Below are 14,240 nucleotides of genomic sequence, written 5' to 3'. Positions count from 1 at the left end.
GCGTCCGGTCATCAGCGACGACGGCCTGATGGGCGTGCGCGTGCGCGCCCTCGTTGGCGTGGATCGACGGTACCCGCGCTTGGCCGGGCGTGACCAATCCTCGATGAGACGTTGGTGCTGGTGTGACCACGATCACACGTTCGAGCTCACGCCCCCGACAGCCGGGCGGCCGCCTCGGCGATCCGCTCGTCCGGCGCCGTCAGGGCGACCCGCACGTGGACCGGATCCCCGTAGAACGCGCCCGGCGCGACGAGGATTCCGAGCCCCGCCAGGTCCGCGACCGTGGCCCAGCTGTCCTGGTCACCGGCCTCCGGGCGGACCCAGAGGTACAGCCCGGCGTGCGAGCGGTCGACCGCGTAGCCCGCGCTCTCGAACGCCGCCCGCAGCACCCGGCGCCGACGCCCGTAGACGGTCCGCTGCGCCTCGACGTGCGCGTCGTCGGCCAGCGCCGCGGTCATGGCCGCCTGCACCGGGCCGGGCACGATCATCCCGGCGTGCTTGCGGATCTCGAGCAGCCGGGCCACCAGGGCGGGGTCGCCGGCGACGAACGCGGCCCGGTACCCCGCGAGGTTCGACTGCTTGGACAGCGAGTACACCGCGAGCAGGCCCGTGAGGTCGCCCCCGGTCACCCGGGGGTCGAGGATGCTCGGCACGCCCGACGACACCCACGGCTCGTCCCACCCCAGCTCGGCGTAGCACTCGTCGGAGGCGACCACGACCGGGTGCGCCGACGCCCGCGCGGCATCGACGACCGCGCGGAGCTGGTCCACACCGAGCACCGAGCCGTCCGGGTTGCCCGGGGAGTTCAGCCACACCAGCCGGACGTCGTCGCGCTCCGTGAGGCGCACCGCGGGGTCGTCCGTCGGTGCGGGCGTCGCGCCCGCCAGGCGGGCGCCGACGTCGTACGTCGGGTAGGCGGCCGACGGGTGCAGGACCACGTCACCCGGACCGAGGCCCAGCAGCGACGGCAGGAACGCGACCAGCTCCTTGGACCCGACCGTCGGCAGCACCGCGGCCGGGTCGAGGCCAGGCACGCCGCGTCGACGTGCGAACCAGTCGACGACGGCGTGCCGCAGCGCGGGGGTGCCGTGCGTCGTCGGGTAGCCCGGCGAGTCCGCCGCGTCCGCCAGCGCCTGCTGCACGACCGCGGGCGTCGGGTCGACGGGCGTGCCGACGGAGAGGTCGACGATGCCGCCGGGGAACGCGCGGGCCACCTCACCGAACGGGGTCAGGGTGTCCCAGGGGAAGTCGGGCAGGGACCCGGTCTGCAGGCCCACGGGGCGGGATCAGTCGCCGTGCACGCGCAGCGGGAGGGTGGCGATGATCGGGTGGTCCTTCTGGATCTCACCCATCTTCGCGGCGCCACCCGGCGAGCCGAGGTCGTCGAAGAACTCGACGTTCGCCTTGTAGTACTCGGTCCACTGCTCGGGGACGTCGTCCTCGTAGTAGATCGCCTCGACCGGGCACACCGGCTCGCACGCGCCGCAGTCCACGCACTCGTCGGGGTGGATGTACAGCGACCGCTTGCCCTCGTAGATGCAGTCCACGGGACATTCCTCGATGCACGCCTTGTCCTTGACGTCCACGCAGGGCTCGGCGATCACATACGTCACGGTCGGTCCTCCACAGGCCAGGGGTCCTCTTAGTATCGCTCACATGCACATGCCCGCGACGCGCTGTCCACGGCTGGGACACGGGCGCCTCCCATGACCACCGCCGAGTGGCGCACCTGGTCACCCGGGGTCCGCGTCGTCGTCCGCCGGCTGCGCGACGACCTGCCGGCGCCGCACACCGCGCGACCTGGCGAGCACGTCCCCCAGCACACGGACGTGCTCGGGGACCTGCTCGCGGTCGACGACGACGGCGTCCTGGTGCGCACCCGACGCGGTGACGTGCGGGTCCCCGCGGCCGACATCGTGCTCACCAAGCTGGTCCCGCCCGCCCCCGTCCGCGGGCGTCGCCGGCCGACCGACGCCTAGCTACGGCGTCGCGGGCGGCGTCGCGGTGGGCGGGGCGCCACAGATGATCTTGTTCTGCGGCTTGTAGCGCCACGAGTTGGACTCGGTCTTCTCGAGCGTGCCGTTCAGGTACGTCCGACGCGTGACGGTCACCGAGAAGCCCGGGTTCCCCGCACCCTGCGCCTCGCACGTGGGCGACTGCGAGTACACGGTCGTGGGGGCGACGACGCCCGAGCGAGGGCTCGTGCTCGACTCGACCGTCCAGTACTTGGTCCCCCACACGCGGACGTAGACGCGCCCGCCCGACACCCAGGCCTGCACCAGCGCGCCGTGCGGGGTGTTGTTCTTCCAGCGCATGTCGAGCGTGCCGGTGAAGATCGTCGCCTCGCGACCCTCGGGGTACCGCGCGAACCACTCGCTGTGCGGGCGGTGCTCGATGTCCTCGAAGCCGGCCAGGTAGCCGGCGTTGTAGGTGGTCGTCGAGACCTGGCTCAGACCGCCACCCCACGCGTCGGTGTGCTCGCCGCTGACGATCGCACCGGCCTCGACGTAGCCGTGCGCCGCGTCGATCGGCCCGAGGGCCTCCGTGAGGCTGAACGTCTCGCCGGGGCGGATCAGCGTGCCGCTGATCTTGCTCGCGCCGTTGGTGATGTTGATCGTGCGCCGCGGCTCGCTGTTCAGCGGCGTGGAGAACTCCGAGACGATCTCCTTGACGCCCAGCGCCTCGAGCTCCGCCGTCGACTGGGACGGGTCGGCCTGGACCAGCTCCACGGGTGCCGTGCGGTCGCTCCCCGTGGCGGCGGTCGCCACGCCCGCGGCCAGCGCCGCAGGATCCAGGGACGTGCCCGGCGTGCCCGGGATGATCACCGGGGCGTCGTTCACGAACTCGAAGTGGGCGTCGGCTGACTGCGTCAGCAGGTCGGGCAGCTGCGCCAGGACGACGGCGGCGAGGCCCTCGCCGTTCATCTGCAGCGCCAGGTTCCCGTCCGTCGGCACGAACGAGGCGTTCGCGGCGAGGGTGGCCGCATCGAGCATCGCGGTCCGCCCCTCGACCGCCACCGACACCGGCGACGACGTGACCTTCTGCGCCGTCGCGAGGGTGGCGTCCGTCTCCGCCTGCGTGATGTCCGGCTCGACGGTCGCCGTCGGCAGCTCGATCGGCCGGGCCGCCGCCAACCAGTCGGACGCCAGCACGTCGGCCGCCGCCGACTGGTCGAGGTCCCACCCGTCCACCGCGTCCGTCGACTGCGCGGTGGCGTCGACGAACACGACGGTCCCGTCCACCGGCGCGAGGGCCAGCGACGTCCCGAGGTCGCCGATCGCCGCCGCCAGCGCGTCGTCGTCCACCGACGTGACGGGGTCCTGGGCGCCCACTCCCACGAGGTGCGCCCAGAGCCGCTGCGGCTCGGCCAGGTCCACCCCGGTCAGCGTGTCGACGGTGGCCGCGGCGTCGAACGTGAGGCCGGCGGCGGTGGGGTCGATGGTCGCCTGCACGTCGTTGGCGACGACCTCGATCGGCTGGGTCGTCGCGTCGGCGAGCTCGTCGTCCAGCCGTGCGACCGCGTCCTCGGACGGCAGGCCGCCGATGTCGACGCCCGCCACCGACGCGCCGCGCGGCACCCGGTCCGCGAACGCGTACGACGCCCCGACGTACACGGCGCCGAGCACCAGGACGATGCCCAGGACGATCAGGAGCCGCCGCGGCCAGCGCCGCTTGCCGTCCTCGGCCTCGAACACGTCGAGGGGGGACTCCTTGCGCTCCGACGTCGACTGCGGCACGGGGCCGGACGGGATGGGTCCGCCCGACGGGCGCGCGTCGGCACCTGCCCGCGCGGCCGTGCTCGGCGGCACGGGGCCCGACGGGATCGGTGCCGTCGGCGCAGGAGTGGGCGTCGGTGCGGCAGCGGTTGTCGGTGCGGCTGCGGCTGTCGGTGCGGGGGCGGCTGCCGCTGCGGCGGTTGCGGCTGTCGGTGCGGGGGCCGCTGCAGGCGCGGCGGCTGCTGCAGTCGGTGCGGCGGTGGATGCGGCAGCGGCAGCTGCGGCGGCTGCCGCAGCGGTCGTGGAGACGACCGCCGGGGCGGATCCCGCCTTGGCCGGCACGGTGCGCGTCACCGGGGCCACGAGCGTGCCTATCGGGGCCGGCGGTGCGGCCGGCGGTGCGGCCGGGGGTGCGGCTGTCGGCGGCGTCGCCGCGTTCGCAGCGGCTGCCGCGACGACCGGCGCGATGACCGCGGTCGCATCATCGCGTCCTGCAGCCGGAGACTCCGGCGCGCCCGGAACCGGCGCGGTCGGGGTGGTCGGTCCAGCGGGGGTCGGGTCCGCGTCCGCCGGGTTCGCGGACTGCTCGGCCGTGGTGACGGACTCCCGCGCTGCAGCGTCGTCGGGTGCGGCCGCGGCCTCGTCAGCGACCGCGTCGACGTCGTCGTCGGCGTCGGTCTCGTCCAGCGCGACCTCGTCGGCATCTGCCTCACCGGGTGGGAGCGCGTCGTCATCGGCCGCGCTGGGCGCCACGTCGACGCCGTCCGCCTCGACCAGCGCGACGTCGTCGTCCCCGTCGACCAGAGCGACCTCGTCGTCGTCCACGGCGACCTCGTCGTCGTCCCCGTCGACCAAGGCGATCTCGTCGCGGTCCGCTGCCCCGCCCAGGGTGGTGGCCTCGTCGGCACCTGTCTCACCGGGCACGACCGCTGCGTCGTCAGCTTCAAGTAGTGCGACGTCGACGCCGTCCACAGCGTCCGGGGCGACCTCGTCGCCGTCCGCCTCGTCGAGCGTGACCTCGTCCGCGGGCGTCTCGGCTGCCACAAGACCGGCCTCGGGAACCTCGACCTCGTCGGCGACGGCCGTGGGCTCGTCAGTCACGTCGGCGGCGCTCTCAACGCCGGCGGAAGGGGTCTCGACGACCGCGGGATCGTCGAGCTCGGCATCCTTCGCGTCCACCTCGACGGAGTCGTCCACACCGACCGGAGCGGACGCCTCGGAGGACTCGACCGGGACGTCGACGGGCTCGTCGGCGCCGGAACCGTCGCGCTCGTCGACGACCACAGCGGAGTCGGGGTCCTGCGTCGTCTGCTCGTCGGCGCTCACAGTCTCGGAGGCATCGCCGGCGACCGGGTCCTCGGCGACCTCGGCGGTCGGCTCGTCGGCCGCAGTCTCGGCACTCGCCAGCTCGTCGGCGGCGAGCCCGTCCGGCTCGAGGTCGGGGCCAGCCTGCTCGTCGTCGGCCCCGTCGACCGCCACGTCCGCGACCGGCTCCCCATCCGTCGGCTCGCCAGCCGCGATGCCGTCAGTGGCGGGCTCGTCGGCGGCGGGCTCCTCGGTGGCGGGCTCGTCGGTGGCGGCCTCGTCACCTCCGGCCTCGACAGGGGCCACGTCGTCAGGGGCCACGTCGTCAGCGACCGGCTCGGCGGCGCTCTCGTCCGCAACCTCGTCGGCAGAGCTCTCGGCCGCAGGGGTCTCGGCCGCAGGGGTCACGGCACCCGCTCCGCCCCACACCGGCCAGACCGGGTCGGACGTCGGACGGCTCGCATCGGCCGGGGCGGGCGTCTGCTGCTCGTCCTCGCTGCGCTGCCCGGGCTCGTCGCGGTTGGTGCCGTTGCTCATCCTGCTCCCCTGCTGCTCCACACGCGCACAACGCGTCCGCGCGAGTCTACGGGTCCAGGCTGAGCCGCGAGCCCGCGCCGCCACCTGCGACGGGACTTCTCACCCGGCTGCGCGCCGTGACCACAGCGCCGCGCGTCCGGCGCCTGCCGTGAGCGTCCGAGCGAGCCGTGCTTGGTGCTGGTGGTGCGGAGGGGGCTCCTGAGGCGTCCGGGCCGACCCGTGCGCCGTCCGGGTCACCAGTGCGCCCCGTTCGGTGGGGGGCACGGGCGGCCGCGCGGATCGCCGACGGACTGGGGGACCTGCCAAGACTGCGCTGACAGACCCCTCAGCGGACGGGGCGGAGGCGTCCGCGCAGGTGAACGAGCCCGCCCGCGTCGGCCGACCCCTGCTCCGCGGCGAGCACCGACCCGACCACCACGTCATGGTCCCCGGCGCGGTGCACAGCCGCCGTCCGGCAGTCGAACCAAGCGGCCGCGCCGTCGACCCACACCGCGTCGGCGACCGGGGCCGACCGGTGCGGGACGCGCGCCAGCTGGTCGATCGCGGGGCGCCCCGGGGAGGCGAGCCAGTCGGCGGCGTGCGCCTGGTCGTCGGCGAGGACGCTCACCGACCAGGTGTCCACGTCGTCGAGCGCGTCCCGGAACCGGGCGTCGGTGTGCACGCAGAACAGGAGCATGGGCGGCTCGAGGGAGACCGACGTGATCGCGCTGGCCGTCATCGCGTGCAGGGTGCCGCGCCACCGCAGGGTGATCACGGCGACCCCGGCGGGGAGGCGTCCGACCGCCGCCCGGAACACGTCGGGGGTCACGGCCTCGCTCACGGCGCCGCGTCCGCCCCGTCGGTGTCCGCCACAGCGGGCCGCGGCCGCGGTGCACGCGGCCGGTCGTCGAACAGCCCGCTCGGCAGGACGCCCACCAGGATCGTGACCGCGATCGAGCCCAGCACCCACACCCAGCCGATCACCTGGCCGTCCGGCACCAGGACGTCTCCCCCGGGACCCTTCTGGGAGAGCACCTGCACGGAGACGACGAGGCCGAGCGCGTAGCCGGCGAGGGCCCCGAACCCGGCCCAGGCCCGAGCGGTCACGGCACCGGCGAGTGCCAGCGCCAGGCAGAGGATGACGCCCCAGGGTTCGATGCTGCGGTGCATCACGGTGCCGAGCGCGCCGACGACGACACCGAGCACCAGTGCCAGGGCGGCTGTGCCGAGGGCACCGGAGGAGAGGCGTTGCACGCGCGTCAGGCTACCGGCCGCACGCCGTCGGGCCAGGCGACGTCACCTGAGCCACCCGGGCCCCGACGGTACGTCTCGCTCGGCAGCACCGGCGCGAGGATGCGGTTGCTCAGCGCGTAGCAGGCGACGAGGGCACGGTCGTCGTCGATGGCGCGCACCGCCTGCACCTGCGTGACGTGGGCACGCAGGGCATCGAGGACGCGGGCGCGCACGGGCAGCACGTCGACCTCGACCTCGATCTCGTCGTCCGGCACCGCGACCGACGGCAGCTCCGCCGTCGGGTCGGGCAGCTCCAGGTCGTCGCGCAACGCGCCGAGGGCGGCGAGGACCGCGTCGCCGCCGAGGGCGCGCATGCCGCGCTGCAGGGCGAGCCGTCCCTGCACCGACCAGAGGACGACCGGCACGTCGAACGCCGGCGACGCGTCGTCCGTGCGCGACCGTGCGAAGTCGACGGCCCACTGGGTCACCTCGTGTGCGCGGACGTGGTCGGGGTGCCCGTAGCCGCCGTCCGGCTCGTACGTGACGACGACGTCCGGCCGGCGGGAGCGCAGGACGCGGGCGAGGCGCTCGGCGGCCTCCTCGAGGCCCACGCCGACGAACGCGCCGGGCGGGATCTCGTCGGGACGGCCGGCCCTGCCGGTACCGACCCACTCCATGCCGGAGTCCTCGAAGCGCTGGTCGACCGACCCGCGGACCATGTCGAGATAGCCGCGATCGACGACGCCTAGCGCGGCCAGCGCCCGGCCCAGCTCGTGGTCACGGTGCTCGGCGAGCGCCGGCCCGTCCCCCTCGAGGTGGGCCAGGCGCTCGCCGATGACCTCACCACGCTCGCCGCGCGTGCAGGTCACCACCGTGACGGGACGACCGGACGCTGCCCAGGTGGCCAGCAGCGCGCCGGTCGTCAGCGACTCGTCGTCCGGGTGCGCGTGCACCGCGACGAGCCCGCCGGAGGTTGCCGTCATGCAGGGATCAGGAACGCTTGGAGCGTGCCGTGATGCGCGCGCGCTCGGTCTGGTCGAGCACCACCTTGCGGATGCGCACCGTGGTCGGCGTCACCTCGACGCACTCGTCCTCGCGGGCGAACTCCAGGGACTCCTCCAGCGTGAGCTTGCGCGGCGGGACGAGGTTCTCGAAGTTGTCCGCGGTGGCGGAGCGCATGTTGGTGAGCTTCTTCTCCTTGGTGATGTTGACGTCCATGTCCTCGTTGCGCGAGTTCTCGCCGACGATCTGGCCCTCGTAGACCTCCTGCGTGGGCTCGACGAAGAACGAGCCGCGCTCCTGCAGGTTGATCATGGCGAAGGGCGTCACCGCACCGGCGCGGTCCGCGACGAGCGACCCGTTGATGCGGGTGTCGATCGGACCGGCCCAGGGCTCGTAGCCCTCGGCGATGGACGACGCGATCCCGGTGCCGCGCGTGTCGGTGAGGAACCGCGTGCGGAAGCCGATGAGGCCACGGGCGGGGACCAGGAACTCCATGCGGACCCAGCCGGTGCCGTGGTTGGACATGGTCTCCATGCGGCCCTTGCGCTGCGCGAGCAGCTGGGTCACGGCGCCGAGGTACTCCTCGGGGACGTCGATGGTCATGCGCTCGACCGGCTCGTGCACGTGGCCGTCGACCTTCTTGGTGACCACCTGCGGCTTGCCGACGGTGAGCTCGAAGCCCTCGCGGCGCATCTGCTCGACCAGGATGGCCAGCGCCAGCTCGCCGCGGCCCTGGACCTCCCAGGCGTCGGGACGCTCGGTGGGCAGGACGCGGAGCGAGACGTTGCCCACGAGCTCCTTGTCGAGGCGGTCCTTGACCTGGCGGGCGGTGACCTTGTGGCCCTTGCCGCCGCGACCGGCCAGCGGGGACGTGTTGATCCCGATGGTCATGGAGATGGCCGGGTCGTCGACCGTGATGAGCGGCAGCGGGCGCGGGTCGTCGGGGTCGGTCAGCGTCTCGCCGATGGTGATGTTCTCGATGCCGGCGACGGCGACGATGTCCCCGGGGCCTGCGGACTCCGTGCTGACGCGCTCGAGCGCCTTGGTCTCCAGCAGCTCGGTGATCTTGACGTTCGCCAGCGTGCCGTCGGCCTTGGCCCAGGCGACGGTCTGACCCTTGCGGATCGTGCCGTTGAAGACGCGGAGCAGGGCGAGGCGGCCGAGGAACGGCGACGCGTCGAGGTTGGTGACGTGCGCCTGCAGCGGCGCGCCCTCGGTGTAGGTGGGCGCGGGAATCCGCTCGAGGATGGTCTTGAACAGCGGCTCGAGGTTCTCCGAGTCCGGCAGGCCACCGTCGGCGGGCTGGTTCAGCGACGCGCGGCCGGCCTTGGCGGCGGCGAAGACGACGGGCACGTCGAGGATCGCGTCGAGGTCCAGGTCCGGGACGTCCTCGTGCAGGTCGGACGCCAGGCCCAGCAGCAGGTCCGTCGCCTCGTGCACGACGTCGGTGATCCGCGCGTCGGGACGGTCGGTCTTGTTCACGACGAGGATGACGGGCAGCTTGGCGACGAGCGCCTTGCGCAGCACGAAGCGCGTCTGGGGCAGCGGGCCCTCGGACGCGTCGACCAGCAGGACGACACCGTCGACCATGGACAGGCCGCGCTCGACCTCGCCGCCGAAGTCGGCGTGGCCGGGGGTGTCGATGACGTTGATGGTGATGCCGCCGGGCTCGCCGATCTCCGCTGCCGCGGGACCCGTGTACCGGATCGCCGTGTTCTTGGCGAGGATCGTGATGCCCTTCTCGCGCTCCAGGTCACCCGAGTCCATCGCGCGCTCGTCCACGTGGGCGTGGGAGCCGAAGGAGCCGGACTGCCACAGCATGGCGTCGACGAGCGTCGTCTTGCCGTGGTCGACGTGGGCGACGATGGCGACGTTACGCAGGTCGGCACGCACGCTCGTTCCGGCAGACGACGTGTGCGCTGCCGGCGCAGTCGTGGGCTCAGACATGGGGGAACTCATCTCAGAAGGTGGGGAGCGCGCCGAGTCGTCGGCCGCGCCGATCGATTCTACCCGCCCACCCGTCCGCGTGCGTCAGAAGGTGACCGGACGCACGTCAGGCCGCGGTGCGCGCCCAGGACCACCAGTCCGTGAGGTCCGCACGGCCGAGCGCCAAGGGCTGCACGTCGGGCGCGGCGGGGGTGCTCCCCGCGGTTGCTGCCGCGGACCCCCGGGTGGCGACGACGATCGGCTGCCGGACCAGCGAGAGCGCCGCGCCACCGGCGTCGAGGCTCTCCGCGACGGCGGCGAGCTGGTCGTCGACTGCCGCGGGGTCGAGGGTCTGCGCGAGGGTGGCGGTCGCCGCGTCCGTCGCGGCGTCGGTCCAGCCGGTGACGTTCGTCGCGCCGCCCGTCCGCCACCGTGCGACCACCGAGTCGACCGGCAGGTCGGCCTGCGGCACCGGGACGAGCGCCGCGTCCCACGCGTCGGGTGCCCCGGCCAGGTCAGGACCGAGTCCCTCGACCGGGGTGTACGGCTCGACCTCGAACCCGACGTCCGACGCCGAGGCGGTGATCAGCGAGAGCATCGCCGCGCGCACGGGATCCGTGGTGTTGGCCAGCACCTGCACCGTGACCGGCGCGGTCACCCCGGCCTCCGCCAGCAGCCGGCGCGCCCCCGCGATGTCCGCCGGACCGCTCGGCGCGACGTCACCTCCGGCGTCCGGGCCCACCGTCGGCAGCACCGCACCGGCCACGACCGCCTCCGGCCAGAGCGGGGCGACGACGGTGGCGACAAGGGCGTCCCGCGGCACGGTGAGCAGGAACGCCCGGCGCACGGCCGACGCGACCGCCGCGTCTCCCCCGTACGTGGCGGGATCGAACGCTCCCCCGCCGGCGGACTGGAGCTGGAGTTGGAGCGTGCTGTCGCCACCCGTGCGCACCTGCGCCCCGGTGACGTCGGCCAGCGCGTCGAGGACGTCCGTCGTGTCCGCGGGCGTCACCACGTCGACCGAGCCGGCGGCCAGCGCCTCGACCTCCTCGAGCGGGTCCAGGTCGCTGCGGACGACCACGCGCTCGTACCGCGCGGCGTCGTCGCCCTGGTACTCGTCGTTGCGGACCAGCTCGACGCGCTCCCCCGGCACGATCAGGTCGACCGCGTACGGCCCCGTCGAGACCGCCTGGTCGACGTGCTGCGCGAGCGCGTCGGCGTCGAAGTCCGCGCGCCAGGTCTTCGAGATCGAGCTCAGCGCAGCCTTGTCCTGCTCGGCGATGGCCCTGGACACCGCCGCGGCCGCCTCCGTCGGGTCCTCCACACCGAGCGCCACCTGCCCGACCACGTGCGCCGGGAGGTTCACGTCGAGCGCCACCTCCCAGTCCGCCACGGGCGTGGCGTAGGTGAAGGTGAGCGTCGCGCCCTCCACGGCGGGCAGCTGCTGCGCCTGCACGAGCGCGGGCGACGCGGCCGCGAACGCCACGCCGGCGTCGAGCTCGTCGTTGTTGACGATGCCCCCCTGGGCGTCGAGCTCGGGCGTCACGTCGTCGAGCTGGCCGCTGCGCGCCGCCCACTCCAGCAGCAGGTCCGCGGTGGTCACGGCCGTGCCGTCCGACCAGGTCGCCGCCGGGTCGATCGTGTACCTCACGGTCAGGGGTGCGTCGCTGACCTTCTCGACGGTGCCGAAGCCCTCGTCGCGGACCGTGGAGCCGTCCTGGTCGAGCGAGACGAAGCCGGCCTGCACGAGCGACCGCACCAGGGTGCTGCCCGGACCGCGGCCCTCGGCGGTCCCGCCGTTCAGGGAGGTGAACGGCGCCGCGACGGCGACCACCACGGTGTCCGTGCGCGTCGGCTCCGGCGTCTGCGAGGTGCACGCCGCCACCATCACCAGCGCGACCACGGCCCCCGACCCTGCCAGCCACCTACGCCGCACCACGACCTCCGCTCCGGACGAACCACCCATGCGAGCGATATCGGTCGATCACACCCGCAACTGAACTCTCCCGGACATCTCGTCCACGTCGCGGACGCCACGCGGGCCCGGCCGGAGCGATCCGACCGGGCCCGCGAGTCCGTCACTGCACCGGCGTCAGGACCGGTCGAGCAGGAGCGCCCGCAGCTCGCGGCGCTCGCGCTGCTTGTCCGGGTCCGGCAGGGGCACCGCGGCGATGAGCCGCTGCGTGTAGGCCTCCTGCGGGTTGCGCAGGATCGCGTCCCGCGTGCCCTGCTCGACGATCACGCCGCGCCGCATGACCGCGATGCGGTCGGCCAGCACGTCGACCACCGCCAGGTCGTGCGTGACGAACAGGCACGCGAACTTCAGCCGCGCCTGCAGGTCCTGCAGCAGCTCCAGCACCGTGGCCTGCACCGACACGTCCAGCGCCGACGTCGGCTCGTCGGCCACCAGCAGCTCCGGCGACAGCGAGATGGCACGAGCGATGCCGACGCGCTGCTTCTGCCCGCCCGACAGCTCGTGCGGGTAGCGGTTGCGGTAGCTGCGCGGCAGCTGCACCTGGTCGAGCAGCTCCTCGATCCGCTTCTGCAGCGCGTCGCCCTTGGCGACCCCCGCCAGGTACATCGGCTCGCCGATGCTCTCGCCGACCGGCAGCCGCGGGTTCAGCGACGACGACGGGTCCTGGAAGACCATGCCGACCTTGCGCCGCAGGGAGCGCAGCTTCTTCGAGTCCCGCTTGGTCAGCTCGACGCCGGCCACCGTGAGCGTTCCCTCGACCACGGGCAGCAGACCGACGGCCGCGCGCCCGATGGTCGTCTTGCCGGAGCCCGACTCGCCGACGAGACCGACGACCTCACCGGGCCGGATCACCAGGTTGGCGCCCTCGACCGCGCGGAAGGCCGGGATGCGTCCCTGCTTCGGGTACTCGATGGCCACGTCGACCAGCTGGAGGATCGGGGTGGTGCCCTCGACCTCGGCCGCGCGCCGCGCCCGCTCGGAGACCTCCAGCGCCCGCTTGTTCGCCGCCTCCCGGCGCGCGAGCTCCTCGGCGTCCACCGCGATGGCGTCCTCGTTGCCGGTCGCCGCCGCGAGCGCCGCCGTCAGGTCGATCTCCTCGCCAGTGGAGTCCGCGGCGCCGAGGTGCGGCACCGCCGCGAGCAGCTCCTGGGTGTACGGGTGCTGCGGGTTGGAGAAGATCTCCCGCGCGGTCCCCGTCTCGACGATCAGCCCGCGCCGCATGACGGCGATGCGGTCGGACAGGTCCGCGACCACGCCCATGTCGTGCGTGATCAGGATGACCGCGGAGTGCAGGTGGTCGCGCAGGTTGCGCATGAGGTCGAGGATCTCGGCCTGCACCGTCACGTCGAGCGCCGTCGTGGGCTCGTCGGCGATGAGCAGCACCGGGTCGTTGGACAGCGACTGCGCGATCATCGCGCGCTGGCGCTGGCCGCCCGAGAGCTGGTGCGGGTAGGAGTTGAACGCCTTGACGGGGTCCGGCAGCTCCACCATCGTCAGCAGCTCGAGCGCCCGGTCCTTGGCCTGCGTCGGCGACATCATGTTGTGCAGCCGCAGGGCCTCGATGATCTGCGCACCGATCGTGTAGACCGGGTTCAGCGCCGTCATGGGCTCCTGGAAGATCATCGCGATGTCGTTGCCGCGGATCTCCCGGACCTTCGACGACGACATGTCGCTCATCTCCTGGCCCATCAGCTTGATGCTGCCCGTGATGCGCGCGTTCTTGGGCAGCAGGCCCAGGAGGGCCATCGAGCTGACGGACTTGCCGGAGCCCGACTCGCCCACGATGGCGAGGACCTCGCCGGCGTGGACCTCGTAGCTCACGTCGATCGCCGCGGGGATCCACTTCTTGTCCACGGCGAAGTCGACGGACAGGTCCTTGACCTGGAGGACGGGTGCGTCCTGGGAGGTCGTATCGGTCATCGTGTGACTCCTGAGATCATGCGGGCATGCGTGCCGAGAGTGGCGACCTGACATACAGGCCGCGCAGCAGATATGTGACCACGATCGCCTCGTGGGCGGTGATCGCGGGTCTGACGGCCGCACGGGGGTTCGAGGATGGACCGGTCGCGGTGCTGCAGGCCCTGCCGCTGGCCATCGCGCTCGGTCTGTTGGCGTGGCTGGTCTTCTGGCACCCGCGGGTCGATGTCACCGGGGACGGCGTGACGCTGGTCAACCCGCTGCGCACCGTCACGGTGCCGTGGGCTGCGCTCATCAACGTCGAGACGCAGTACTCCCTGACCCTGGTGACCCCCACCGGCCGCTACCGGGCGTGGGCGGCACCGGGTCCCGGACGCCACCACGTGATCACCGCGGGCAACGAGGAGCTGTCCGGCGTGTCCCGCCTCGCACGCGACTCGCGCGGCGCCGTCGCCATCGGCGACCTGCCCAGCGCGCCGTCCGGCCACGTGGCCGGCATGGTCCGCCGCCGCTGGGAGCAGCTGGCCGAGAACGAGCAGCTGCCCATCGGTGTCGCGGACGACACCCCGGTGGAGACTCGCTGGAACGTCCCTGCGATCGGTCTGCTGAGTGCGGCGACGGTCGGTGTTCTGGTCGTGGCGCTGACCTGA

At 73.4% G+C, this 14,240-nt stretch carries 11 protein-coding genes; 2 read left to right on the top strand and 9 right to left on the bottom strand.

Annotation, left to right across the window (positions count from 1 at the left end):
* Positions 1–146 precede the first annotated feature (146 nt).
* Both dapC and fdxA read right to left on the bottom strand, forming a co-directional pair.
* The gene (gene dapC, locus AC1DXT_RS05250; RefSeq protein WP_477060290.1) at positions 147–1,277 is read right to left on the bottom strand and encodes a succinyldiaminopimelate transaminase; all 1,131 of its coding nucleotides are present in this window, start codon (positions 1,275–1,277) and stop codon (positions 147–149) included.
* Between the two features lie 9 nt (positions 1,278–1,286).
* Positions 1,287–1,613, bottom strand: a complete 327-nt coding sequence (gene fdxA, locus AC1DXT_RS05245; protein WP_056096001.1) for a ferredoxin — start codon at positions 1,611–1,613, stop codon at positions 1,287–1,289.
* 93 nt (positions 1,614–1,706) lie between these two features.
* Here fdxA and AC1DXT_RS05240 point away from each other — a divergent pair, with 93 nt between their 5' ends.
* Positions 1,707–1,979: a hypothetical protein gene (locus AC1DXT_RS05240; RefSeq protein ID WP_477060289.1), complete on the top strand. Its 273-nt coding sequence runs from the start codon at positions 1,707–1,709 to the stop codon at positions 1,977–1,979.
* Here the strand turns inward: AC1DXT_RS05240 and AC1DXT_RS05235 are convergent, their stop codons facing one another.
* From AC1DXT_RS05235 to AC1DXT_RS05205, 7 genes are all read right to left on the bottom strand, one after another.
* Complete coding sequence (locus tag AC1DXT_RS05235) at positions 1,980–5,558, bottom strand: VanW family protein (protein WP_477060288.1); 3,579 nt, start codon at positions 5,556–5,558, stop codon at positions 1,980–1,982.
* 325 nt (positions 5,559–5,883) lie between these two features.
* The gene (locus AC1DXT_RS05230; protein WP_477060287.1) at positions 5,884–6,378 is read right to left on the bottom strand and encodes a flavin reductase family protein; all 495 of its coding nucleotides are present in this window, start codon (positions 6,376–6,378) and stop codon (positions 5,884–5,886) included.
* A complete protein-coding gene (locus tag AC1DXT_RS05225) occupies positions 6,375–6,791 on the bottom strand; it encodes a hypothetical protein (protein WP_477060286.1) in 417 nt (138 codons plus the stop codon). Before AC1DXT_RS05225 ends, AC1DXT_RS05230 begins: the two co-directional genes overlap by 4 nt.
* Before the next feature lie 5 nt (positions 6,792–6,796).
* A complete protein-coding gene (locus AC1DXT_RS05220) occupies positions 6,797–7,753 on the bottom strand; it encodes a PIG-L family deacetylase (protein ID WP_477060285.1) in 957 nt (318 codons plus the stop codon).
* 7 nt (positions 7,754–7,760) lie between these two features.
* On the bottom strand, positions 7,761–9,719 hold the full coding sequence (gene typA, locus AC1DXT_RS05215) for a translational GTPase TypA (protein WP_056095981.1): 1,959 nt from the start codon (positions 9,717–9,719) through the stop codon (positions 7,761–7,763).
* 106 nt (positions 9,720–9,825) lie between these two features.
* Complete coding sequence (locus AC1DXT_RS05210) at positions 9,826–11,601, bottom strand: ABC transporter substrate-binding protein (protein WP_477060284.1); 1,776 nt, start codon at positions 11,599–11,601, stop codon at positions 9,826–9,828.
* Between the two features lie 189 nt (positions 11,602–11,790).
* A complete protein-coding gene (locus tag AC1DXT_RS05205; protein WP_477060283.1) occupies positions 11,791–13,593 on the bottom strand; it encodes an ABC transporter ATP-binding protein in 1,803 nt (600 codons plus the stop codon).
* A 74-nt stretch (positions 13,594–13,667) separates the two neighbouring features.
* On the opposite strand from AC1DXT_RS05205, the gene AC1DXT_RS05200 reads away from it, so the two are divergent.
* A complete protein-coding gene (locus AC1DXT_RS05200; RefSeq protein WP_477060282.1) occupies positions 13,668–14,240 on the top strand; it encodes a PH domain-containing protein in 573 nt (190 codons plus the stop codon).

The organism is Cellulomonas sp. P1_G12_2 (assembly GCF_056405535.1).
This window is presented reverse-complemented; position numbering and strand designations above follow the sequence as displayed.